Source organism: Nostoc sphaeroides (genome assembly GCF_003443655.1).
GTDB lineage: Bacteria > Cyanobacteriota > Cyanobacteriia > Cyanobacteriales > Nostocaceae > Nostoc > Nostoc sphaeroides.
Genome location: NZ_CP031941.1, coordinates 5,154,771 through 5,177,205, shown reverse-complemented (window position 1 = coordinate 5,177,205; position 22,435 = coordinate 5,154,771). Strand labels below are relative to the sequence as shown.

Sequence of the window (22,435 nt, the reverse complement as noted above, 5' to 3'; positions counted from 1 at the left end):
TGCATTACTTCCATGACTGCAACTTCAAAACCAGCCTTTTCTGTTGAAGAAATCGCCGCAGAAGGTCTTAAACCAGAAGAATACGCAGAAATTGTCCGTCGGCTAGGGCGTCATCCCAACAAAGCTGAACTGGGAATGTTTGGCGTCATGTGGTCAGAGCATTGCTGTTACAAAAATTCTCGACCTCTACTCAAACAATTTCCCACTGAGGGGCCTCGCATCCTTGTGGGGCCTGGTGAAAATGCTGGTGTTGTAGATTTGGGTGACGGATTCCAACTAGCTTTTAAGATTGAATCCCACAACCACCCATCAGCTGTAGAACCATTTCAAGGTGCAGCAACGGGAGTAGGCGGTATTCTCAGAGATATTTTTACAATGGGTGCGCGTCCCATTGCTCTATTAAATTCACTGCGCTTTGGTTCCTTAGAAGATGCCAAAACTCAAAGGCTCTTCCAAGGCGTAGTGGCGGGAATTTCACATTATGGTAATTGTGTGGGAGTGCCCACCATTGGCGGCGAAGTTTACTTTGACCCGGCTTATTCTGGTAATCCCCTGGTGAACGTTATGGCACTAGGATTAATGGAAACGCCAGAAATCGTCAAATCTGGAGCATCTGGCTTAGGCAACCCCGTGCTTTATGTTGGTTCCACCACTGGGCGCGATGGCATGGGAGGCGCAAGTTTTGCCAGTGCTGAATTGAGCGATCAGTCAATAGACGATCGCCCAGCTGTGCAAGTGGGCGATCCATTTCTGGAAAAGTCGTTAATTGAAGCTTGTCTGGAAGCGTTTAAGACAGGTGCAGTTGTCGCCGCCCAGGATATGGGAGCAGCCGGTATCACCTGTTCTACTTCAGAGATGGCAGCAAAAGGCGGTGTGGGAATTGAACTAGATTTAGATAAAATTCCCGCAAGAGAAAGAGGGATGGTTCCTTATGAATATCTGCTTTCGGAATCTCAAGAACGAATGCTGTTCGTTGCCCACAAGGGGCGTGAGCAGGAATTAATCGACATTTTCCACCGTTGGGGACTTCAAGCGGTTGTCGCTGGTACTGTCATCGCTGAACCCACTGTGCGGATTCTCTTTGAGGGTGAAGTCGCAGCAGAAATTCCCGCCGAGGCTTTGGCGGAGAATACCCCACTATATAACCGGGAATTATTGACAGAACCGCCAGAATATGCACGTCAAGCTTGGGAATGGACACCTGATTCTTTACCTGCTTGCACAACTGCTGGAATAGAACTCCAAGAAGGGGTGCAAAGTTGGAATGATATTTTATTAACTTTGCTCGATACACCCACGATCGCATCTAAAAACTGGGTATATCGTCAGTATGACCATCAAGTACAAAATAATACAGTAATACTCCCAGGTGGTGCAGATGCGGCTGTTATCCGTTTGCGCCCCCTAGAACAAATCCCCAATCGTTCGACTGAGCGTAGCCGAAGTCTAAAATCCCAAATCGTTCGACTGAGCGAAGCCGAAGTCCAAAATCTAAAATCAGGAGTGGCAGCAACGGTAGATTGCAATCCTCGTTATGTTTATCTTGACCCTTACGAGGGAGCTAAGGCAGTGGTGGCAGAAGCTGCACGCAATCTTAGTTGTGTGGGTGCAGAACCTCTGGCAGTGACGGATAACCTAAATTTTGGCTCTCCAGAAAAACCGATTGGTTATTGGCAATTGGCAGAAGCTTGTCGCGGTTTAGCAGAAGGTTGTCGAGAATTGGCAACACCCGTCACAGGTGGAAATGTCTCTTTGTACAATGAAACTCTTGATTCTCAAGGCATCCCACAACCAATTTATCCCACCCCAGTAGTGGGTATGGTGGGCTTGATTCCCGATATCACCAAAATTTGTGGTCAAGGTTGGCAAGCATCCGGCGATGTAATTTATCTTCTCGGATTGACTCTGGCATCCAAAATCAGTTTAGGAGCATCTGAATATTTAGCTACTATCCACGGTACTGTTGCCGGAAAACCACCACGGGTAGATTTTGACTTAGAACGCCGCGTCCAGAAAGTTTGTCGTGAAGGAATTCGTAATGGTTGGGTACGTTCAGCCCATGATTCTGCCGAAGGGGGATTAGCGATCGCAATAGCAGAATGTTGCATTTCTGGCAATCTTGGTGCCGAAATCAATTTAGAAATACCACCAACGCAGTTAAACCGTCTAGATGAGGTGTTGTTTGCTGAAGGTGGTGCCAGAATTTTAGTTTCTGTAGCATCAGAACAACAAGAAATTTGGGAATCATATTTACAGGAACATCTGGGTCAAGAGTGGCAAAAACTGGGCACGGTTCGTAATTATGAGACGGGCTTGGGGGTTTTCACTACTGATAACCAAGCCTTAATCAAAGTTACGATCGAAGATATGAGCGATCGCTATTCCCACGCGATCGCCAGACGTCTTGCCATCCACACCACTACCCCCAGTTAAAGAAGTTAGGAGTTGAAAGTGAGGAGTTAGGAATAAACAGCATAACTCCTAACTCCTAACTTCTAACTCTTCACTTTTTTATTAGCATCCCTGAGCATTATTACGGTACTGTTTTAATAGATGGTTAAAGATTTATTAAGAAAGCTACAACTATCTATACACATAATCCCAGTGACTTGACCCCCCCACCAGGAGCAAAGCTACCATGATTTCCATTCATTCTGTCACTTCGGATGAATACCCCGACCAGACCAACAACCCAATCAATAGTCATGAAAATCAGCCTGACAAGCCAGAAGAAGCTTGTGGTGTTTTTGGCATCTACGCACCAGGAGAAAACGTTGCTAAACTGACCTACTTTGGATTGTATGCCCTCCAGCATCGGGGTCAAGAATCAGCCGGTATTGCCACCTTTGAGGGTACACAAGTCCACCTCCACAAAGATATGGGCTTGGTGTCTCAAGTTTTTAATGAATCCATTTTGGATCAGTTGCCTGGTAGCCTTGCTGTTGGTCACACTCGTTATTCCACCACAGGTTCTAGCCGCAAAGTTAATGCCCAACCCGCAGTACTGGAAACTCGTTTAGGTTCATTAGCCCTAGCACATAATGGCAATTTAGTCAATACCGTGCAATTGCGTCAAGAATTGCTTGAGAAAAAATGCAACTTAATCACGACAACAGACTCAGAAATGATCGCTTTTGCGATCGCAGAAGCAATCAACGCTGGTGCAGATTGGCTAGAAGGTTCCATTCAAGCATTCCATCGTTGCCAAGGAGCCTTTAGTTTAGTTATTGGCACTCCTAACGGCGTTATGGGTGTCCGTGATACCAATGGCATTCGCCCTCTAGTAATTGGCACTTTGGCTGGTAATCCAGTTCGTTACGTTTTGGCTTCCGAGACTTGTGGTTTAGACATCATTGGAGCCGAATACCTGCGAGACGTAGAACCAGGTGAATTAGTTTGGATTACTGAATCCGGTTTAGCTTCCTATCATTGGAGCCAAAAGCCCCAGAGGAAATTGTGTATCTTTGAGATGATTTACTTTGCTCGTCCTGATAGCGTCATGCACAACGAGAGTTTGTACAGCTATCGGATGCGCTTAGGACATCAACTAGCTAAAGAATCCTTTGTAGATGCCGATATTGTCTTTGGTGTTCCTGATTCAGGTATCCCAGCTGCGATCGGATTTTCTCAAGCTTCTGGTGTAGCTTACGCCGAAGGACTGATTAAAAATCGCTATGTTGGACGAACCTTTATTCAGCCAACCCAAACCATGCGCGAGTCGGGTATCCGCATGAAACTTAACCCGCTTAAAGATGTGCTGGCGGGTAAACGAGTAATTATTGTTGATGACTCGATTGTGCGGGGTACTACTAGCCGTAAATTGGTTAAAACCTTGCGTGAAGCGGGTGCAGTGGAAGTACACATGCGAATTTCTTCTCCGCCAGTAACTCATCCTTGCTTCTATGGCATCGATACCGATTCTCAGGATCAGCTGATTGCTGCTACCAAGTCAGTAGCGGAAATTGCCAAGCAACTGGAAGTAGACAGCCTCGCCTATCTCAGTTGGGAAGGAATGCTAGAAGCGACACGAGAAGACACCAATAGTTTCTGCTCTGCCTGTTTTACTGGAGATTATCCCGTAGCGATTCCTGAGCAAGTGAAGCGTTCTAAGTTGAGTTTAGAAAAGGTAGTGGTGTAGAGCCTACTAGCATTAGGGAGATGAGGGAGTAGGAAGAGCAAGGGGTGAGTAATAACTCTTAACTCCTAACTTCTAACTCCTAACTCCCAACTAATGCCCCATGCCCAATCCGTCTAAAATAGGTAAATCCCCTAACAAAAATGATTTATGAACCAGCCAATATCTGAGAGAGTGCGCTGGACTACCGCCGATTTAGAGTTGTTTCCAGATAACGGGAACCGCTATGAAATAATTGACGGAGAATTGTTTGTGACCAGAGTGCCTCACTGGAATCATCAAAAAGTCTGTGCCAGAATTATTGCTCCATTGGATACCTGGTCACAAGCTACTTCTTTGGGACAGGTCGTACCTGCTCCAGGCATAATTTTTGGCGATAATGATAATGTGATTCCTGATGTTGTCTGGGCTGGCAATGAGAGATTGCCCCTACTTTTAGACGAGGCGGGACATTTGACTGGTGCGCCAGAACTTGTAGTAGAGGTTCTATCTGCTGGTATTGAAAATGAAAAGCGGGACAGGGAACTTAAACTAAAGCTTTACTCAGCAAGAGGTGTTAGGGAATATTGGATTGTGGATTGGCGCAACCAACAGGTGGAAGTTTATCGACGTGAACAAGCGAGTTTAAAGTTAGTTGCTACGTTGTTCAATGGTGATGAGTTGAATTCACCCATATTGCCTGATTTTACTTGTGCGATCGCATCCTTATTTACTTAATACAAGTTTGCACAATTGCTGTAATTTTTTACTATTCGTAATTTTCAATAAATAGTGATGCACACAGGTGAAAGCGCAATGTCTCAGGAGTATTCAATTGAGCAAGTTCCTAAGAATCTAGATAAAATTTTTCAGGGAATTGAACAAGGCGAATCGGTACAAATTACGCAACAGGGGCAGCAAGTTGCTGTGATTCTACCTGCGGCTGAATATCAGCGTTTGTTGCATGGAAAGCCGGATTTTTGGGAATCTGTGGAGCGATTTCGTCAAGAACTCATAGAAGAAGGAACCGAGATTGATCCCGATGAGGTTTGGAAAGATGTACGCGACAAGTCTCCTGGACGAGAGATCATCTTGTGAGCCGCTTTTTACTGGATACTAACGTCATCTCTGAGTCATTAAGACCACAACCAAATCCAGCAGTTATCCAAAGGTTGCAACAGTATCAAGGGGAATTTGCTATTGCTTCGGTTACTTGGCATGAATTGCTATTTGGTTGCTATCGTCTGCCCACTTCTAAAAGGCGAGAGAGAATTGAGCAGTACCTCTTGCATATAGTCCAGCCAAATATTCCTATCCTGCCCAATACTGCTCGGTTAAGGAATTTCTTGGTTGAGGCAAGCTGTTCAATAGCTGGGGGAGAAATGGAGGCTGGCGTTGAGTTTTTGCCTCCCCTGCCTCCCCTGCTTCCCCTGCCTCCCCTGCTTATCCGAGCAGTATTGCTATCCTGCCCTATGATAACGTGGGAGCCGAATGGTTTGCTTTAGAAAGAGCGCGACTGGTAACTATAGGAAAAACTCCCGCGTATCCAGATGGACAGATTGCAGCGATCGCAAAAGTAAATGGTCTGATTTTGGTAACAAATAATGTTTCAGACTATGCCGATTTTCAAGAACTTCAATTAGAAAATTGGTTTTATTAAGTGCGATCGCTCCTCTTGCTAGTTGAGGAACGAAACCCAACATTTATGATCGATATGCAATTAACAAATAGAAAGTACAGCTTAACTGTGCTGTAAAAACTCAACCTTGGGCAATAACGGGTCAGTCACAATACCCACACCGCTAAAACCCCAGCGTTTGAGCAAGTTTCCTAACTGTGTACGTGGAATAGATTCCACAGTAAAGCGATTTGCCACTTCTGCTGCGTGGGTGTTGAGATAGCTAAGGGCATCAAAGTTTTCCTGAAACAGCAATAAATAACCTGATGTTTCGGTGTCAGGACGAGCTATGAGATAATTACCGTCAGTTTTTGAGCGCACCAAGTAATAGACTTCGGACAGCATAGAGATGAGGATGGGGAGAGTGGGGTTAAAACAATTCGCAATTACGTTTTGTGACGGGGATTTATACCCCGACACAAAACGCGCTGCCTGTCTTGCTGGGGACTTAAACCCCCAAAGTTCGTTAAACCAATGACTAATGACTAATGACTAATGACTAATGACTAATGACTAATGACTAATGACTAATGACTAATTGAGATTTTCTAGGCGAATGCGTGGATCGGCAGCTTTTAACATTAAATCGGCGATTAAATTACCAGCAATCAGCAAGACTGCGCCCATTACCAAGCTTGCCATTAACAAATATAAATCTTGAGCTTGTAAAGCTTGTAGAGTCAACCTCCCTAAACCGGGCCAGTTGAAGAAAAATTCGGCAATGAAAGCACCATTTAATAAACCAGCTAATTCAAAACCCAATAAGGTAATCAAGGGATTTATGGCGTTGCGGAGTGCATGAACGTAGATTACACGGTTTTCTGGCAATCCTTTAGCACGAGCCGTTTGGATGTAATCTTGACGCAGCACATCCAATAATTCACCGCGAGTGATGCGTTGTAAACCAGCAAAACTAGTAATTGAGAGAGCGATCGTGGGTAAAATCATGTGCCAGCCGATATCTAAGATTTTGCCAAACCACGTTAGTTCTGAGTGATTAATGCTAGTCATGCTACCCACTGGGAACACAGGAGAGGTGATTTGGGCAAAAACCAGCAGCGCTAAGGCAGTGATGAAACTGGGAAAGCCTTGTCCGGCATAGCTAATTACCTGTAAAACCCGGTCTGATAGCTTATTTTGGTTAACAGCAGCAAAGATTCCCAGAGGGATGGCGATCGCCCATGTGACAATTAAAGATGCGATCGCTAATAGCAAAGTCGCTGGTACTCGTTCCCACAACAGCGATGCTACTGAACGTTGATAAATAAAACTTGTGCCAAAATCACCTTTTGTCAAGATTCGCCATAGCCATAGCCCAAATTGTTCTGGCCAAGATTTATCCAAACCAAATTGTCGCTTGATTTCTTCAATTCTTTCTGGTGATATCTTCGGATTTTGCCGCAGCGTATCTACATAATCTCCTGGAGCGAGTTGAATAATGAAAAACGACAACGCTGACGCCAACAACAAAGTCAGTAATGCCTGCAATACACGCTTTCCTACATAAACAAAAGTTTCACTCGTGACTAGCGTTATTAGCCAATCCCGACCTGTCTCCAAGGAAATTCTCGTAGATGTCATTTGTCCTTTGTCCTTTGTCCTTTGTCATCTGTCATTGGTCATTTGTCCTTTGCTAATGACCAATAACAAATAACTAATATTCTATTAGAGAGATAATCGGCACGTCTGGCAGATATTTACGCCCTTCTAAATCCTGTAGCTCGATAATAAACCCAAATCCTACTAGTTCGCAGCCAATCTTCTGCACTAACTTTGCTGTTGCACTCGCAGTTCCACCTGTGGCAATCAAATCGTCCACAATTAAAATTCGGCTACCTTGGTGTAAACCGTCTTGATGCACTTCTAGGCAGTCTGTACCATACTCTAGTTCATATTCAATTGAATGAACGGCTGCTGGTAACTTACCTTTTTTGCGGACGGGAATAAAACCAGATCCTAATTTATAAGCCAGAGGTGAACCAAAAATAAATCCCCTCGACTCTATACCAATGACATAATCCGCCGTTATCCCAGCTTCATTGCATTTTTGTGCTAGAAAGTCAATAGTGTAGCGCAGTCCTTCTGGATCACGCAGCAGGGTAGTAATATCCCGAAATAAAATTCCGGGTTTAGGGAAATCTGGGATGTCACGAACGAGAGACTTCAAATCCATAAAATGGGGAGTGGGGAGTGGGGAATGGGCAGATGGGGGAGCAGGGGAGGCAGGGGGAGATGAGGGAGATGAGGGAGAGCAATTAATAACCGATGCCCAATGCCTAATGCCTAATTTCAGATACCTGAAAAATCGTACACTATAATGTCATACGCTGGGGGTCGAGGCTGAAGCTTCGCCGTTTATTGACGATAATTAGGATTTAAATCAAGCTAGAAGAGGTATTGCGCTAAATAAATGAGGTGAATTAAGTTATGTTTTAAAATTTTGATTTCAATATAGGGAAAACTTTGAGTAGAAAGAGTTAAGTAATGTATATATCAGGTAGCCATGCTACTGCTACAAGTTTAATGCTCAAGTCTTGGCTACCGATCTTAAATTTGTTTGTTTTATCTAGTCTGTTGGAACCGCACAAGGTATTTATAGAATGAATGTCTCAGCAAGTTTAACGCCGTTCAACAGTCCAACTCAAGATTCACTGCCGATGGTTCTGGACACTTTGCCAGATCCTGCGATCGCTTCTAAAACGTGTCCTCGCAGAACCAGGTTGCAAATTGACCTGATTTTACTGGCAATTGAAGCTTTAGAGCTTGGTGGTTCGGAAGCAATCCTAACTTTTGCTCAAGAGTTGGATCTAAAAGGAATTGTTAAAGACAGGGTGAATTTATGGCGGATGCGTAGCTCTAATCCGCTACGGAGAGCGCATATCCGCCGTCCCTTAAGTATCATGGAAGCAAAAGCTCTGGTGGTCATTGCTTGCTACATAGCACGGCGTTTAACTGTAGTGATTCGCCAGTTATTAATGATCTGTCAACAAATGGAAGAAAAGCAGATTCCATTAGAACAGAATTTGCGCCTATCTAATTACCTAGAGCGGTTTAGAGCGCATTTTAAGAGCCGGATGAATGCTCGACGTTCTGGCGTCTTGGCATTAACTTCTGATGCAAAATTAGATGAACTAGCGATAAATTTGTTAGGACAATTACTATTTTGTACTGGTACAGCTGGAATGCAACGGTTCTGGATTAGTCTTTTTGACGGTGAAGTGGAATGAACATTCAACGTAAGTACAGTTTGCCTAATTGTACACTGCTTTTAGAAGGGTTAAGTGATCTCAGTAGGGCTGCACATTTCCAAGAAATGCGCCCGGAATTATCAATATTGGTAAATGCAGAATGTTATTTATCTGGTTACAACCAACCCCTAACCGGAGGGCGGGAATTTTTTGAAAGTTTGGTGAGGGCTGTTAGTGGCTATGCCCAAGAATTTTTAAGTAGTGTCCCCAATCCGCAGGCACACAACCAGGAATCGGAGCTAGTAGAGTTTCGGAAAATTGACAGCAACCGACATAGGTTAATTATATATTCAGAAGGCGCTCCAGAGGGGTTCGATAACTCTAACAATTCCAAAGGCCCGCCTATCGAAATAGATTTGAATACGGTGCAGTTGTTTGATTTAGTCGAAGCTGTGGATCAGTTTTTTGCTGATACCCAAACTTTACCGGAACTTTCCTTACAACTACAACCTGTTACTAGACGCTATGGCGGTGCTAGTCAGGCTGTAATCAGGCAGGCTGTACCTGCTGCTGTGGGTGTGTCAAGTTTAGCAGTAGCTGCGATCGCTTTTAACTTGATTCCACCTCCCCAAATGCGTCCACCACAGCCTAAACCAGATCAGCAAACTAGCTCTACCACAAACAATATCACTGCTCCAGCTACAGCTGCTGCAACACCCACAGCAACACCTACAGCAACATCCACAGCTAATACAAAGCCCGCTGTTAAAGATTTAGAAGCACTTTTAAATACAGTTCCAGAAATTACTGATCCATCGCAGTTGCGTGCATTGAATCGTCAAGTTTACAATCAAGTTCATCCAGCTTGGACTAATCGCTCAGGATTGCAACAGGATTTGATCTATCGTCTCGGTGTAGCTGCGGATGGAGCGATCGTCGGTTATAAAGCGGTGAATAAAGAGGCAAATATAGGAGTCGGGCAAACTCCTTTACCTAAGGTACTTTACAATCCAGCTAGCCGCCCTTCTATTTCCAATGAACCGATCGCCCAATTTAGAGTAGTATTTAATACAAATGGTGTGCTAGAAGTTAGCCCTTGGCGAGGGTATGCTAGGACACCAGAGGTAGTAGGTGCAAAAATTACTGACTCTAATATAGTCAAAGGTTTAAACCAGAAGCTTTATAGTACAGTTCGCCAAACCTGGAGTGGTACCCCCACCTTTACGCGAGATTTGAAATATCGGGTAGCAGTCAACAAAGATGGTGTAATTGCTGACTATGAACCACTAAACCAAGTTGCCTTTGACTATTTCCGCGAAACACCTCTTCCCCAGATGTTCAACGCTGTCTACGGTTCCAATGTAGCTGCTCCCAACAATAAAGAACCTCTCGCCCACTTCCAAGTGATATTCAAGCCTAGTGGCACGCTGGAAGTTAAGCCTTGGCAGGGATATCAATAATAGGGGAATGGGGAATGGGGAATGGGGAATGGGGAGATAAGGGGGATGAGGGAGAAAAATAACTCCTAACTCAGCACTCCTGAAGGGCATGGGGAATGGGGAAGAGAATTAAGTTGCTGCTATTCCCAATTCTCTATTCCCTATTCCGGGGTATGAGTATCATCGGAACAGAAAACCGAGTTAAGCTTAAAAGCTTTATTAGATAAAGATTCTCCTGATAACCAAGTTCATTGACGCTCTGCTGATCGTCGAGTCACTGCTCAACAATAAAATAAGGGTTTCAGCTTCTAAAAATGCTTGTATTGCTTATGTAATATCTCTTAACCCAGTTTTCTGCGTGAATGCTACTCATACCCCTAGATCAGCGCTGACAAATTATGAAACGGCTCTCAGTATCTGCTCAAACCTGCAATGAAGGTATTTTCAAACCAGGATTAAATGCAACTATAATTGTGCTTCAGCCAGGATTAACTGCAACTGAGCCAGGATGATTGCAGGTTGGGTGATTTATAATTGCAGGTCGCTACATCTAAGGGATTAAGAGGCTTTGTAGGGGATTCTAGAGCGTGTAACGGTTGGTCAGATTTGGAAGTGGGCTATAGCAGAAAACTTTAACACGCAAGTTTAAGGCTTACATAGCGATTTAAGCTAACATTTTGCTCTGCTGCTTCTATAGCTAATCTAGCTAGCTTTTCACAAAAGTCCATTGATCATTTATTGATCAATAGTTACCATCCCCAATGCCCATTTTTTACCTTGTAATTCTCCGCATATAATTTCCCCACAACTGAGCGGCTTGAGCGCTGCTACCAGATGTCGGGGAATTATCGTCGTTTCCCAGCCAGACACCAGTTACAAGCCGCCGACTGGGGATAAAGCCGATGAACCATAAGTCAACGTTTTTATCCGTCGTGCCTGTTTTCCCAGCTTCTCCTAGCCCAATGGCAGCACTACGCCCAGTACCTCTGGTAACTACACCACGCATCAAACTAGTCATCTCATCGGCTACACCATTTGAGAGAACTCGTCTGTTAGCATCTGGATCTTGGTCGAAGGAGTAGATTACACGACAGGTTTTGATATCATTGCGATCGCCGCAATCACCACTGTCTAAAATTCGGTTAATTGCATGGGGAGGATTCCGTACACCACCATTACTAATAGCGCCAAAAGCACCAGTCATTTCCAAAACATTGACTACACTTTGACCTAATACCAAGCCAGGAACTGGATCAAGGGTTGACTTGATACCCAAATTCTGGGCCATTGCCACGACTTTATTCAGCCCGATTTCTCTGGCAACTCGTAGGGCGATGGGATTTTCTGAAAGAGCAAGCCCCGTGGCAATATCTAAAGTAGCGCCAGCACCAGCACGACAGGGTTTATAGGTAAAGCCTTGCCAAGGTAAAGCGGCGCAAGAATAACTTTTTGATTCTGGAATTCCCTGTTGAATAGCAGCAGTGTAAGCAAAAATTTTGAAGGTAGAACCTGGTTGTCTTTTGGCTTGAACAGCGCGATTGAACTGACTTTTTCTGTAATCAGTCCCGCCCACCATTGCCAGGATACTGCCTGTACTAGAGTCAAGAGTGACTACCGCCCCTTGAGAAAAATTAAAATTTCTACCGGCGTTGTTCACTGAATTATTTAACGCTGCTTCTGCTTGGCTCTGTATCGCTGGATCAAGCTTGGTTTCAATGATATAATTTCCTTCTCTTGCGGCTCCCTCCCCCAAAATTGATTCAAGTTCGGAGAAGACATAACTGTAAAAATAAGGAGCGATGGTCTTAGCTTGCTGTTCACACACTTTAGGACTAATTTGGACAGTAGAGCGTCTAGCTCGGTTCGCATCCTCAGGTTTAATTTTGCCCATCTCCAGCAACCGCTTAATCACCCGATTCCGGTATTCGGCTGCTTCTAGCTTATTTGGCCCATCCCCACAAAAATCGAAAGCGTTGGGAGCAGGTAAAATCCCTACCAAGGTTGCTGCTTCTGCCAAAGTTAATTCTTTAGCAGGCTTCTCAAAATAATACCGGGATGCATCCTCAAAGCCAGAGGTATCTCCCCCTAAAAAAACTCGATTTAAGTACATCAGCAAAATTTCATCTTTGCTGTAAAAGGTTTCGAGCTTCAGGGCGACAACTGCCTCCCGCAATTTACGTCCAAGGGTATCTTGTCTGCCTACATACTCACGGAACAAACTGCGGGCAACTTGCTGGGTAACAGTGCTGGCTCCTTGTTGCACATCTCCACTACGGCTATTGATCAATACGGCTCGTAAAATTCCTACAGGATCAACCCCAAAGTGCCAGTAATAACGGCTATCCTCTGAAGCCACCACCGCAGCAGGCAAATAAGGGCCAAATTCTTCTAATCGCTTCATGTCTACATGAGAGGTAGTCCGAGGCTCTCTCAGGGGAGTGGCTCCATCACGGGCGTAAACAACTACTGGGGCGCGTGTAGCTGTAGGTAGGGGTTTAACTTGAAATTTCAGCCATTCAACGCCAATTACTAACGCTAACAGGGCACTAGTACCACCAACGCCATAAGCTGTCCAACTTGCAGCTTTCACATACCAGGCTGGTGGATCGACGTATTGCAACCGCACAGAAGCGGCAAGTTCTGGCGGGCCCAGAGTCAGAATATCGCCGTGACGCAGTTCTAGGGAATTGACACGACGCTTGCCCCGATAAATGCCATTGGTAGAATTTTCGTCTTTGATAACGAAAACTGGTGTGCGTTGAGTAGAATTCCGCGATAGCGACAGGTGAATTTGGCTGACAACAGGGTTACGGATGACGATATCGCTGGATTTGGAGCTACGACCTAGAATATAGCGATCGCCCAACAGTGGATATACCTCTGCTTTATCCGCCCCCGCATCCTGCACCCAGAGTTCCGGTACTTTGGCATTAGGCTTGAGCGCCAATTTAGAAAAATCGACTCTAGCTTGAATAGTATGTACCGCTTGAGTCAGTTGACCTAGTAACGTTTGTGGCTTGTGAGGGGGTTGGGGAGAACTCATCGGCTATTCACATCACACTTTTTAGTGAAGAATCGGGCGAATTACAATTTCAGATGTTAGTCTTTCATCATTTTACTCATAAGCCAAAGCATAAATTATCTATACGTAATTATTTGATTTAATTTATACTTGTATTCAGCATATTACCAAAAATTATTTGTAATTTTTGTCACTTATCTACATCAACATAAATTTTCTCTCCATTCTCAAAGGCTTATTTAATCTAATGTTACTAGTTTTATAAATACAACCATAATTGAAAAACTGTATTTTTAAACACTAGTTGTTGATAAGTAACAGATTTAATTTTTACCAATTTTACATATCCACATATTCTGAAACAAACCTAAATATATTCATTTAGGAAGATTTTCTAAATCCTATTGTCTGTTTTAATGGGCCGAGTGTTCCGTTGAGGTTAATTACAGAATGATGGGAAAATCTCTGACTCTGATTGGTGCAGCTTTATCTTTAGCATTCACCGCTAACATTGCTGTAGCCGAATCCAGTAAATCCCCCATAGCCCAATCTAGTAGCGACTCCACTAGTGCACCAACGGAAATCAAGATGTCGCCAGAAGGGATGAAAATTCTATGCGAGAATTTTCCGCTCAACTCCCGTTGTCCTGGCGGCACAGCACTCACCCCTAGCGTTCCTAGTAGCACTACAGCACCAGCAGAAACCACACCAGATAGCATAACTGCACCAGGTAGCACAACTGAACCTGGAGCTGGATCTGCCACTCCCGAAACCATTCCAGCACCAGGAACCGTTACCCCATCTGATCCTGGCGCTCCTAGCAACTTAACTCCAGCACCAGGAACTCTTACCCCATCTGATCCTGGCGCTCCTAGCAACTTAACTCCAGCACCAGGAAGCTCAACTACACCTGAGTCTGGCGCTCCTGGCAGCATTACCGTACCAGGAAACCCAACTACACCTGAGTCTGGTACTACTGACAGCAATCCCGAACCAAGTATGGGTTCTCCCAATAATACTCCAGGCTCTAGTTCGCCAACTCCTAGCCGATAATTAAATTAAAAGCTGAGGCATAATAATCTGAATACTAATTTGCCATTAGCGATCGCCAGTGCATCTTAACCTCTTACACCAGTTATGTAAACTGGCGTAATATCAAAACTCAAAATTGCTGGAACTAATAGATCAAGTCTTTGCATATAGGACTGAGCAAGGGTTTTAGTAATCAATAGCCTGGGATTAATCATCCCAGGCTTAATAGTTTAAGGGACTTGCAACTAAAAAATATTCCATTGCTATTGTTCACTGTTGACCGTTGACGGTTCACGAGTTTTCAGTCAACAGTCAACAGTCAACGACTTTATGTGGAATAATTTAGGTTCTTCAGTACCTATTATGCCAAACTGTTAATTAAAATGCCAATTTAATAGGCATCTAACTCTGAAATTTTCAAAGTTTCTAAATCCATATCCAGAACGTTTAATCAGTTTAAGCTTATTATTAATTCCTTCAACCGTACCACTAGTTGTACCATTATCAAAGTAAGCAACGATTTCATCAAACCAACGAATAATAGTATTGTTACTATTTGGAAAATATTTTTTAGCTCTTGATAACCACATACCTAGTTTAAATACTCCCGTATACCAATCATTCGTTTTATTAAAAATTTTTCTAATCTTTTCTTTTAGTTCATGCATTACTTTTAAGATAGGAGATACATTCTGAACTTGTATAAGTTTATTTAATTGCTCCTCGTTTAAGTTATCTTCATTTTTAAGCAGAGGGTATTTACTATTTTTCAATCCTAATAATATTTGTTGATAATCAGTTTTTTACTCTGCTGATTTTGCTCTCTTAATTAAATCTTCTACATTTCGTTTTTCTTTTTTTCTTTGTGTATCTAGTTCTTTATTTATCTGTGTCATTACATGAAATCTATCTGCTACGACTTGGGCATTAGGCATTAATTCTGTTACTAACGTTTTATACCCTTTCCACAAATCTATACTTACTTCCTCTATTTGCCCTAAAAGCTCAATCCCCCATTCCATAAGAGTTTTTTTGATTACATCTTGTGTGCGATCGCTTAAAACAGCAATGAGCTTAGATGTATCTAAATCTACTAGTACTGCACAGTAATTACCTTTCCCTTTAATAAGAGCTATTTCATCGAGTCCAAGTCTTTTTAGATTCAAAGGTTTTAAGTTAGGTAATGATTCGGATGCATCTTTTAACATCCTTTCTATTTCTTCTGTCGTCACTATACTTTTTGATGCTACACTATGAATATCCGAGTCTAAAACCCCTTGTATTATCTGCTGTGCAAGTCGTTTTGTGTAAGTTCTTTTTTTGCTAACAAAATCCAGGTCTTCACTAAACGGTTTTTTACATATTTCACATTTGAATTGTCGTCTATTAATTTCTAAAAATACTGGTTGATCTCCAAAGGGTAAGTCCTTAACAATATGTCGATGATTTTGATGTAATTTATGGCTTTTGGTATCACACCTGGGGCAAGTACTATATAATTTGTTTGATTCGGTTTGTAAAATTATTCCAATCCCATCATGAAGACGATGTGATATAACTTTTATATCGTCTAAATTAAGAAGTTCTGTTAAAATTTTAATATCTTTTTTGCTAGCCATAACTGTAAATTTACATAAAAATGTTCTGAGTCATATTTACAGTTAACAATAAATATTCCTTACGTGTCAATTACCACAAGAGTTGTATCAAAAATTTGATACATTTTTTTACATTTTTTGATAGTTGTTACTAATAATTTGGCATAACAAGTACTGAAGAACCATAATTTATTTGTTGGAATTCCCTAATGCAACCTGTCAGTTGAAGTCGGTGTTTTTTGGAAGGAAGCAATTAACAGGCAAACAATACCGATACTAATAAATGAATCTGCCACATTAAATACAGCAAAGTTAATCAGGCGAAAATCCAGAAAATCAACGACGTAGCCTAAAACAAAGCGATCAATACCGTTGCCCATAGCTCCACCTAAAATCAAGCCATAGCCCAACTGATCCCACAAATTTAATGTTGGGCCAAACAAGGCCAAGGCTATCAATACTAAACTCACTCCTAAAGATAACCAGCGCAACCACTCTACTTTCCCACTTAACAGACTAAAAGCAGCACCAGTGTTAGTGACATAGGTGAAGTGAAATATCCCAGGTAAAAGTGGTAGTGTTTGCCCCAAGCTAAAGGTTTGTACCACCCAGTATTTTGTTATTTGATCTAAGAAAAAAGCTATGAAGGCAGCAATCCAGAAAAGGCGATTTTTTAAAAGCATGAAACTAGGGGCTAGGATTAGGGACTAGGGACTAAGGACTAAGGATTAGAAAAATTTTAAATTTCTGCCCCTAGCCTCTAGCCCCTTCATGACTAATAAAACATTAAGTGACGCAATATATATGCTATTACAGTAACGGCACAGACCACACTTAGTTGCCCTGGTAGTGCAAACCAGGAGTATCTGAGGATTGCTTGCATCAAGGGTAGGTTTTCTGTGCCTTTCCAATGAAAAATATAGCTAATAATCAAATAAGTAATACCGCAGATGTGGAGAGTTAACAAGCCACAGATGCAACTAAAGGCCAGAGTTTCTAGTCGAGGTCTAGCTTTAAAAGCGAACAAGCCACAAATCCAAGCTCCAGGAATAAAGCCTAATAAATAGCCAAATTGAGATAATTTAACATAACCAATACCGCCCCCATCGGCAAATACAGGTAATAAGGTCAACCCCATGACTAAATAGGCAATTTGTGAGAGCGCCCCAGCATTTTTGCCCCCTAAACAACCCACCAACAATACTGCGCCAACTTGAAAAGTGACACCTAATGAAATTGTCTGAATTCCGTGCTTACTCCAATTCCAAGGTAAGGTGATGCCATAAGCTTCTAGGAAAGTGCCACCCATTGTCAGGAGTAAGCCAATCATTGACCATAGTAATTGATTGGAAGCAGCAAACATTTATCAGTCAACCAGGGAAAGGCAAAAGGGAAAACCAACAGCAACCAGTATAAACATTAATATATGAACTCTCCCACGTTAGCTTTGCCTACACTGCTAGTTCTCTTAAAAGTAAGGGTACGCAGAACCCAAATAGCAGGGAGGGGTTGCAATCTCACTGTGGAATACCCTACCTTAGAGGTTGTTTAATCCCTTCGATGTTTTGGGGGGAAATAAGAAAATCCGGTTCCCTCCCCAATATATCGGGGAGGGTTAGGGTGGGGTAAAAAATATTTTATACATCAATCATGACTTTTTAAACATCTTCTTAAACCTGCTTCTTAATTGCTAATTCGTACCAGTAAATTCATTTAAAATATGCAGGTTCAAAAAATCATTTTAACCGTACCCAAATTATTTGCATTTTACTTTATTTATTACTAATCAGTGGTAATATTTATATTAAGGATTAAAGTATTATGCTTTTTGATGTGTGCCTTTATTAACTTTAAATTTTATAAACTATAAGTATGTATTAGTATTTATTTAACCTTTTCTTAACCTTCCTCTTACTCTAGAGTGCTAAGGTTCATACTGTTAATCCATAGCATCAATTTATAAAGATCCTTATGTTCTCTTCAAAGGTGCAGTTGGTTGCTCCCCTAGTTGCTCTAGCAATTGGTATTAGCTCTTGCGGCGATAACAATCAAGCTTCTAACAACTCTAGCCCAGCATCTGATGGCGGCGCTACCCCAGCCACCAATACAGCAGCCGGATCAAATTTATCTGGAAAAGTCCAGGTAGATGGTTCTAGTACCGTCTATCCTATTTCTGAGGCGATGGCAGAAGAGTTTCAAAAGGCTAATCCTGGAGTGCGAGTTACTGTGGCTTCCTCTGGTACGGGTGGCGGCTTCAAGAAATTCTGTGCGGGTGAAACTGATATTTCTAATGCTTCCCGCCCCATTAAGCCGGAAGAAGTGGAACTCTGTAAAAAAGGTAACATCGAGTACATTGAATTGCCGATCGCTTATGATGGTCTATCTGTAGTGGTTAACCCCCAAAACAACTTTGCAAGTTGCCTCAAAGTTGATGAACTAAAGAGAATGTGGGAACCTGGGGCACAAGGCAAAATTACCCAATGGAACCAAATCAACCCTCAATTTCCTGCTCAGAAAATAGGTTTGTACGGCCCTGGTACTGACTCTGGTACTTACGATTATTTCACTCAAGCAGTTGTGGGTAAGGAAGGGGAAAGCCGAGGAGATTTCACAGCTAGTGAAGATGATAATACCTTGGTGCAAGGTGTAACCGCTGACCCAGGTGGTATAGCCTTCTTTGGTTATGCCTATTATGAGAACAACAAAGAGAAGTTAAAGCTGGTTGGCATTGACAATGGTAAGGGCTGTGTTCAGCCGAGTCCACAAACCATCAGCGATGGTACTTACCAGCCGCTTGCTCGTCCAGAGTTTATCTACGTTAAGAAAACTGCGGCAACGCGTCCTGAAGTCAAGGCTTTTGTTGATTTCAATTATGCTCCAGCCAACCAAAAGCTAGTTACAGAAGTAGGTTATGTGCCTTTACCTAGCGACATCCTGACTGAAGTTCAAGCACGCTTTAGTAGTGGTAAAGTCGGTTCAATTTTTGAGGGTAAAGGTTCTCAAGTGGGCGTTACTCTGAAAGACCTTCTTAAGCAAGAAAAGTAACAGTTATCTACTAATTACTTTTTTGAGAATGTAAGTTTATCTGCACAATTTGCACTCAGGCCCAGTAGCTGGAAGTAGTAGCTTGTCAAAAAAGCCTCTTGATACTGACTTTATTTAAGGGTTACGGTCTTGAGAGTAAGCTTTATTTCCAGCTTTAGGGCAGTTATCATAGAATGGTAGTGTATCCATAAATACCAAAGGAGTTTTAATTTATGAGGTTGTCCGCAAATGACTTCCAACCCGTTATCTAATAAACCAAGTAATTCCAAGTTATGGCAGCCCAATCGGGCTTTGAGTAAGTCGGTGGAAACTGGTGTCAAAGCCTTATTCGCATTGTTTGCCTTTGTCTCGGTTGTAACCACGATTGGCATTGTCTTAACACTGATTTTTGAGACTGTTGAATTTTTTCAAGAAGTCCCGCTCTGGCGATTTTTAACAGACACACAATGGACACCACTGTTTACTAATCAGCAGTTCGGAATCATGGTGCTAATTAGCGCCACATTGCTCACATCTGTAATTGCGATCGCAGTAGCATTGCCACTAGGTTTGTTAGCTGCTATCTGCTTAAGTGAATATGCTCCAGCTGAACTTCGCAAATGGTTAAAGCCAGCCCTGGAAGTATTGGCAGGAGTACCTACCGTTGTATTTGGTTACTTTGCACTGTTCACAGTTACACCATTCTTGCAATCATTCATCCCTGGTATGCAGGGATTCAATGCTTTGAGTGCGGGTTTAGTACTGGGAGTTTCGATTATTCCTTTGGTAGCTTCTTTGAGTGAAGATGCTCTCTATTCCGTTCCGCGTAGTTTGCGGGAAGGTGCTTATGCATTGGGATCAACCAAGCGGGAAACAATTATTTCAGTGGTATTGCCAGCGGCACTTTCTGGGATAGTAGCTTCTTTTATCTTGGCTATTTCTCGCGCCATTGGCGAAACAATGATTCTCACGATCGCGGCTGGTCAAAATCCTCAGTTGGGCTTCAATCCGCTAGTGCCAATTCAGACAATGACAGCATACATTGTCCAAGTAAGTAAAGGAGACACACCAGCAGGCTCACTGGCCTATAAAACTATTTTTGCGGTGGGTATGACTTTATTTCTCATCACCCTAACCCTGAATGTTTTTAGTTACTGGTTTGTTCGCCGCTTCCGGGAGAAATACGAATGACAAAGAGCAATACTCAGTCTACAAATCTGTCTGACTCTGGGGCAAATCCGAACTTTGACCTATCGATCAATAAACGCTACAACCTCGACAAAGTTTTTGCGATCGCAACTTGGGTTGCGACTTCCTTTGCATTATTAGTGTTAGCTATTTTGCTCATAGATGTCTTAACTGATGGTCTTGGCCGCTTGAATTGGTCTTTTCTTACCAGTTTTTCCTCTCGTCGTGCCTCTTCTGCTGGGGTATTGGCTCCTTTGGTTGGTAGTATTTGGCTGTTGGTAATAACTGCCTCAATTTCCTTTCCTTTAGGAGTAGGCGCAGGGATTTTCTTGGAAGAGTATGCTCAGGACAACTGGTTTACTCGGTTAATTGAAATCAATATTGCAAATTTAGCCGCAGTGCCATCGATTATTTATGGCTTGCTAGGCTTGCAAGTTTTTGTGCGGGTGATGGAACCAATCACCAGGGGACGCAGTGTGCTGGCTGGTGCTTTAACATTAAGTTTGTTGATTCTACCAATTATCATCATTACCACTCGTGAATCACTGCGTGCCGTTCCTGATAGTCTGCGACAAGCAGGTTTTGCCCTTGGTGCTAATAGGTGGCAAATCATTCGAGAACAAATTTTTCCTATTGCTTTGCCAGGTATCCTGACCGGTACAATTCTGTCACTTTCACGAGCGATTGGTGAGACGGCTCCGTTGATTGTAGTTGGGGCTGTTGGGTTTATTACTTTCTTACCTCAGCTTTCTTTCCAAGGTTTGCAAAGTTCTTTTACAGCACTGCCAATTCAAATTTTTGATTGGGTTTCTCGCCCTCAAGTAGAGTTTCACCAGAATGCTGCTGCTGGTATTGTTGTTTTGATGATAGTGCTGATGCTAATGAATTCAACAGCAATATTTTTACGCAATAAGTTCCAGCAGCCACGCTAAACAAATCAACCTCATTTAAATTGTAAATTTTCAGTACTTATCTGAAATTTTTGTATGATATCAAGCTCAAAAACCGTTACTTCCGAGAGTATTTTACAAGCCGAGCAATTATCTGTTTTCTATGGTAGTTTCAAAGCAGTCCGTGATGTTAACCTAAACATTGGCAAAAACAAAATTACAGCTTTTATTGGCCCTTCTGGATGTGGTAAAAGTACTGTACTAAGATGTTTTAACCGTTTGAATGACTTAATTCCTGGCGCACATATTGAAGGAAGAATTACCTTCGGTGAAACAGATATTTATGACAAAAGAATTGACACAGTAGAATTACGCCGTCGGGTTGGTATGGTTTTTCAGAAACCTAACCCCTTTCCCAAGTCAATCTATGAAAATATCGCCTTTGGAGCCAGGATTAATGGTTATAAAGGTGATATGGATGAATTGGTAGAACGGAGTTTGCGGCAAGCTGCTTTATGGGATGAAGTTAAGCATAAACTAAAGCAGAGTGGTCTATCTATATCTGGTGGTCAACAACAGCGCTTATGTATTGCTCGCGCTCTCGCAATTCAGCCAGAAGTTTTGTTAATGGATGAACCCTGCTCCGCTCTTGATCCAATTTCAACTTTGCGGGTTGAAGAATTACTTCAAGAACTGAAGTCGCAATATACCATTATTATTGTTACCCACAATATGCAACAAGCAGCGCGGGTATCAGATATGACAGCTTTTTTTAATGCACAGGCAACAGAAACGGGCAGCAAAATGGGATATCTGGTTGAATACAACTTGACAGAGAATATTTTCAATAATCCTCAACAGGAAGATACCCGAGATTACGTCAGCGGCAAATTTGGATAAAGAAATATTTTACGTTGTTGATGTTAAAGCAATGAGGAAAACTCGAAAATTAAAGCTGTACGATATTCCTCTAGTTTTTTATTTTTTTGTCAAAGTTGGCGATCGCTTACACATAGATCAGTAGTAGTATTGGCTTGCTATGTGTTATCTATCTGTAAGTTTTGTGATAACTATAGAATAGGTATTCCATAAAATAAACAGTTATTTTCAACTGTTTATTCTATCAAACCCAGACTAACTGCTTGCACTAGTACATTGTGGAGCAAGTCTACCTACCTCTAGTAATTTCCTCAAGTACCTTATCCGGTTAATTGAGATAGATAGTACATGGTTTTAAATCCTGCTGTACTACCTCATTTCCG

General features: G+C 42.4%; 20 protein-coding genes and 1 pseudogene. 13 read left to right on the top strand and 8 right to left on the bottom strand.

What is annotated here, in order from left to right; translation table 11 throughout:
• Positions 1 to 12 precede the first annotated feature (12 nt).
• The 6 genes from purL (at position 13) to D1367_RS22970 (ending at position 5,774) form a co-directional block, all read left to right on the top strand.
• Positions 13 to 2,433: a phosphoribosylformylglycinamidine synthase subunit PurL gene (gene purL / locus D1367_RS22995; RefSeq protein ID WP_118168474.1), complete on the top strand. Its 2,421-nt coding sequence runs from the start codon at positions 13 to 15 to the stop codon at positions 2,431 to 2,433.
• A 205-nt stretch (positions 2,434 to 2,638) separates the two neighbouring features.
• Positions 2,639 to 4,138, top strand: coding sequence for an amidophosphoribosyltransferase (gene purF / locus D1367_RS22990; protein ID WP_118168472.1), 1,500 nt, complete (start codon positions 2,639 to 2,641; stop codon positions 4,136 to 4,138).
• A gap of 147 nt (positions 4,139 to 4,285) precedes the next feature.
• On the top strand, positions 4,286 to 4,852 hold the full coding sequence (locus tag D1367_RS22985) for a Uma2 family endonuclease (protein WP_118168470.1): 567 nt from the start codon (positions 4,286 to 4,288) through the stop codon (positions 4,850 to 4,852).
• A 78-nt stretch (positions 4,853 to 4,930) separates the two neighbouring features.
• A complete protein-coding gene (locus tag D1367_RS22980; protein WP_118168468.1) occupies positions 4,931 to 5,212 on the top strand; it encodes a type II toxin-antitoxin system Phd/YefM family antitoxin in 282 nt (93 codons plus the stop codon).
• Positions 5,209 to 5,619: a PIN domain-containing protein gene (locus D1367_RS22975; protein WP_118168466.1), complete on the top strand. Its 411-nt coding sequence runs from the start codon at positions 5,209 to 5,211 to the stop codon at positions 5,617 to 5,619. Before D1367_RS22980 ends, D1367_RS22975 begins: the two co-directional genes overlap by 4 nt.
• A complete protein-coding gene (locus D1367_RS22970) occupies positions 5,595 to 5,774 on the top strand; it encodes a PIN domain-containing protein (RefSeq protein WP_410477563.1) in 180 nt (59 codons plus the stop codon). The genes D1367_RS22975 and D1367_RS22970 overlap by 25 nt, the downstream gene beginning before the upstream one ends.
• An 81-nt stretch (positions 5,775 to 5,855) precedes the next feature.
• Here D1367_RS22970 and D1367_RS22965 read toward each other — a convergent pair whose 3' ends face one another.
• The 3 genes from D1367_RS22965 to D1367_RS22955 all read right to left on the bottom strand — a co-directional run bounded on the left by D1367_RS22965 (position 5,856) and on the right by D1367_RS22955 (position 7,965).
• A complete protein-coding gene (locus tag D1367_RS22965; protein WP_012407641.1) occupies positions 5,856 to 6,137 on the bottom strand; it encodes a hypothetical protein in 282 nt (93 codons plus the stop codon).
• Between the two features lie 189 nt (positions 6,138 to 6,326).
• On the bottom strand, positions 6,327 to 7,373 hold the full coding sequence (locus D1367_RS22960; RefSeq protein ID WP_118168464.1) for an ABC transporter permease: 1,047 nt from the start codon (positions 7,371 to 7,373) through the stop codon (positions 6,327 to 6,329).
• Positions 7,374 to 7,446: 73 nt separating this feature from the next.
• Positions 7,447 to 7,965 carry an adenine phosphoribosyltransferase gene (locus tag D1367_RS22955; RefSeq protein WP_118168462.1) on the bottom strand — a complete coding sequence of 173 codons (519 nt, stop codon included), beginning with the start codon at positions 7,963 to 7,965 and terminating at the stop codon, positions 7,447 to 7,449.
• A gap of 427 nt (positions 7,966 to 8,392) precedes the next feature.
• Here D1367_RS22955 and D1367_RS22950 point away from each other — a divergent pair, with 427 nt between their 5' ends.
• Together D1367_RS22950 and D1367_RS22945 are read left to right on the top strand one after the other, a co-directional pair.
• Entirely contained in the window at positions 8,393 to 9,019 is a 627-nt protein-coding gene (locus D1367_RS22950) for a DUF3038 domain-containing protein (RefSeq protein WP_118168460.1), read from the top strand.
• Positions 9,016 to 10,440: a DUF4335 domain-containing protein gene (locus D1367_RS22945; RefSeq protein WP_118168458.1), complete on the top strand. Its 1,425-nt coding sequence runs from the start codon at positions 9,016 to 9,018 to the stop codon at positions 10,438 to 10,440. Before D1367_RS22950 ends, D1367_RS22945 begins: the two co-directional genes overlap by 4 nt.
• Before the next feature lie 611 nt (positions 10,441 to 11,051).
• On the opposite strand, the gene D1367_RS22940 is transcribed toward D1367_RS22945, so the two are convergent.
• Together D1367_RS22940 and D1367_RS22935 are read right to left on the bottom strand one after the other, a co-directional pair.
• Positions 11,052 to 11,147 (bottom strand): toxin-antitoxin system HicB family antitoxin, encoded by a 96-nt coding sequence (locus D1367_RS22940; protein WP_225892439.1) that lies wholly within the window; start codon positions 11,145 to 11,147, stop codon positions 11,052 to 11,054.
• A 44-nt stretch (positions 11,148 to 11,191) separates the two neighbouring features.
• Positions 11,192 to 13,462, bottom strand: coding sequence for a transglycosylase domain-containing protein (locus D1367_RS22935; RefSeq protein ID WP_118168456.1), 2,271 nt, complete (start codon positions 13,460 to 13,462; stop codon positions 11,192 to 11,194).
• Positions 13,463 to 13,891: 429 nt separating this feature from the next.
• Here D1367_RS22935 and D1367_RS22930 point away from each other — a divergent pair, with 429 nt between their 5' ends.
• A complete protein-coding gene (locus D1367_RS22930; RefSeq protein ID WP_118168454.1) occupies positions 13,892 to 14,494 on the top strand; it encodes a hypothetical protein in 603 nt (200 codons plus the stop codon).
• 353 nt (positions 14,495 to 14,847) lie between these two features.
• Here the strand turns inward: D1367_RS22930 and D1367_RS22925 are convergent.
• The 3 genes and pseudogenes from D1367_RS22925 to D1367_RS22915 all read right to left on the bottom strand — a co-directional run bounded on the left by D1367_RS22925 (position 14,848) and on the right by D1367_RS22915 (position 17,434).
• Positions 14,848 to 16,092 (bottom strand): annotated as a pseudogene (locus tag D1367_RS22925) (ISL3 family transposase).
• A 185-nt stretch (positions 16,093 to 16,277) separates the two neighbouring features.
• Entirely contained in the window at positions 16,278 to 16,754 is a 477-nt protein-coding gene (gene lspA / locus D1367_RS22920) for a signal peptidase II (RefSeq protein WP_118168452.1), read from the bottom strand.
• Between the two features lie 92 nt (positions 16,755 to 16,846).
• Positions 16,847 to 17,434 (bottom strand): biotin transporter BioY, encoded by a 588-nt coding sequence (locus D1367_RS22915; RefSeq protein ID WP_118168450.1) that lies wholly within the window; start codon positions 17,432 to 17,434, stop codon positions 16,847 to 16,849.
• 608 nt (positions 17,435 to 18,042) lie between these two features.
• Here D1367_RS22915 and D1367_RS22910 point away from each other — a divergent pair.
• The 4 genes from D1367_RS22910 to pstB all read left to right on the top strand — a co-directional run bounded on the left by D1367_RS22910 (position 18,043) and on the right by pstB (position 22,073).
• Positions 18,043 to 19,116, top strand: coding sequence for a PstS family phosphate ABC transporter substrate-binding protein (locus D1367_RS22910; protein ID WP_118168448.1), 1,074 nt, complete (start codon positions 18,043 to 18,045; stop codon positions 19,114 to 19,116).
• Between the two features lie 228 nt (positions 19,117 to 19,344).
• Positions 19,345 to 20,286, top strand: a complete 942-nt coding sequence (gene pstC, locus D1367_RS22905) for a phosphate ABC transporter permease subunit PstC (RefSeq protein ID WP_118168446.1) — start codon at positions 19,345 to 19,347, stop codon at positions 20,284 to 20,286.
• Complete coding sequence (gene pstA, locus D1367_RS22900) at positions 20,283 to 21,215, top strand: phosphate ABC transporter permease PstA (protein WP_118168444.1); 933 nt, start codon at positions 20,283 to 20,285, stop codon at positions 21,213 to 21,215. The genes pstC and pstA overlap by 4 nt, the downstream gene beginning before the upstream one ends.
• Positions 21,216 to 21,269: 54 nt before the next feature.
• Positions 21,270 to 22,073, top strand: a complete 804-nt coding sequence (gene pstB, locus D1367_RS22895; RefSeq protein WP_118168442.1) for a phosphate ABC transporter ATP-binding protein PstB — start codon at positions 21,270 to 21,272, stop codon at positions 22,071 to 22,073.
• The last annotated feature ends 362 nt before the right edge of the window (positions 22,074 to 22,435 follow it).

Bases quoted from the DNA above. Each gene is read 5' to 3' on its own strand.
- purL (WP_118168474.1), top strand. From the start codon at position 13: ATGACTGCAACTTCAAAACCAGCCTTTTCTGTTGAAGAAATCGCCGCA.
- purF (WP_118168472.1), top strand. From the start codon at position 2,639: ATGATTTCCATTCATTCTGTCACTTCGGATGAATACCCCGACCAGACC.
- D1367_RS22985 (WP_118168470.1), top strand. From the start codon at position 4,286: ATGAACCAGCCAATATCTGAGAGAGTGCGCTGGACTACCGCCGATTTA.
- D1367_RS22980 (WP_118168468.1), top strand. From the start codon at position 4,931: ATGTCTCAGGAGTATTCAATTGAGCAAGTTCCTAAGAATCTAGATAAA.
- D1367_RS22965 (WP_012407641.1), bottom strand. From the start codon at position 6,137: ATGCTGTCCGAAGTCTATTACTTGGTGCGCTCAAAAACTGACGGTAAT.
- D1367_RS22960 (WP_118168464.1), bottom strand. From the start codon at position 7,373: ATGACATCTACGAGAATTTCCTTGGAGACAGGTCGGGATTGGCTAATA.
- D1367_RS22955 (WP_118168462.1), bottom strand. From the start codon at position 7,965: ATGGATTTGAAGTCTCTCGTTCGTGACATCCCAGATTTCCCTAAACCC.
- D1367_RS22950 (WP_118168460.1), top strand. From the start codon at position 8,393: ATGAATGTCTCAGCAAGTTTAACGCCGTTCAACAGTCCAACTCAAGAT.
- D1367_RS22945 (WP_118168458.1), top strand. From the start codon at position 9,016: ATGAACATTCAACGTAAGTACAGTTTGCCTAATTGTACACTGCTTTTA.
- D1367_RS22940 (WP_225892439.1), bottom strand. From the start codon at position 11,147: ATGGACTTTTGTGAAAAGCTAGCTAGATTAGCTATAGAAGCAGCAGAG.
- D1367_RS22935 (WP_118168456.1), bottom strand. From the start codon at position 13,462: ATGAGTTCTCCCCAACCCCCTCACAAGCCACAAACGTTACTAGGTCAA.
- D1367_RS22930 (WP_118168454.1), top strand. From the start codon at position 13,892: ATGATGGGAAAATCTCTGACTCTGATTGGTGCAGCTTTATCTTTAGCA.
- lspA (WP_118168452.1), bottom strand. From the start codon at position 16,754: ATGCTTTTAAAAAATCGCCTTTTCTGGATTGCTGCCTTCATAGCTTTT.
- D1367_RS22915 (WP_118168450.1), bottom strand. From the start codon at position 17,434: ATGTTTGCTGCTTCCAATCAATTACTATGGTCAATGATTGGCTTACTC.
- D1367_RS22910 (WP_118168448.1), top strand. From the start codon at position 18,043: ATGTTCTCTTCAAAGGTGCAGTTGGTTGCTCCCCTAGTTGCTCTAGCA.
- pstC (WP_118168446.1), top strand. From the start codon at position 19,345: ATGACTTCCAACCCGTTATCTAATAAACCAAGTAATTCCAAGTTATGG.
- pstA (WP_118168444.1), top strand. From the start codon at position 20,283: ATGACAAAGAGCAATACTCAGTCTACAAATCTGTCTGACTCTGGGGCA.
- pstB (WP_118168442.1), top strand. From the start codon at position 21,270: ATGATATCAAGCTCAAAAACCGTTACTTCCGAGAGTATTTTACAAGCC.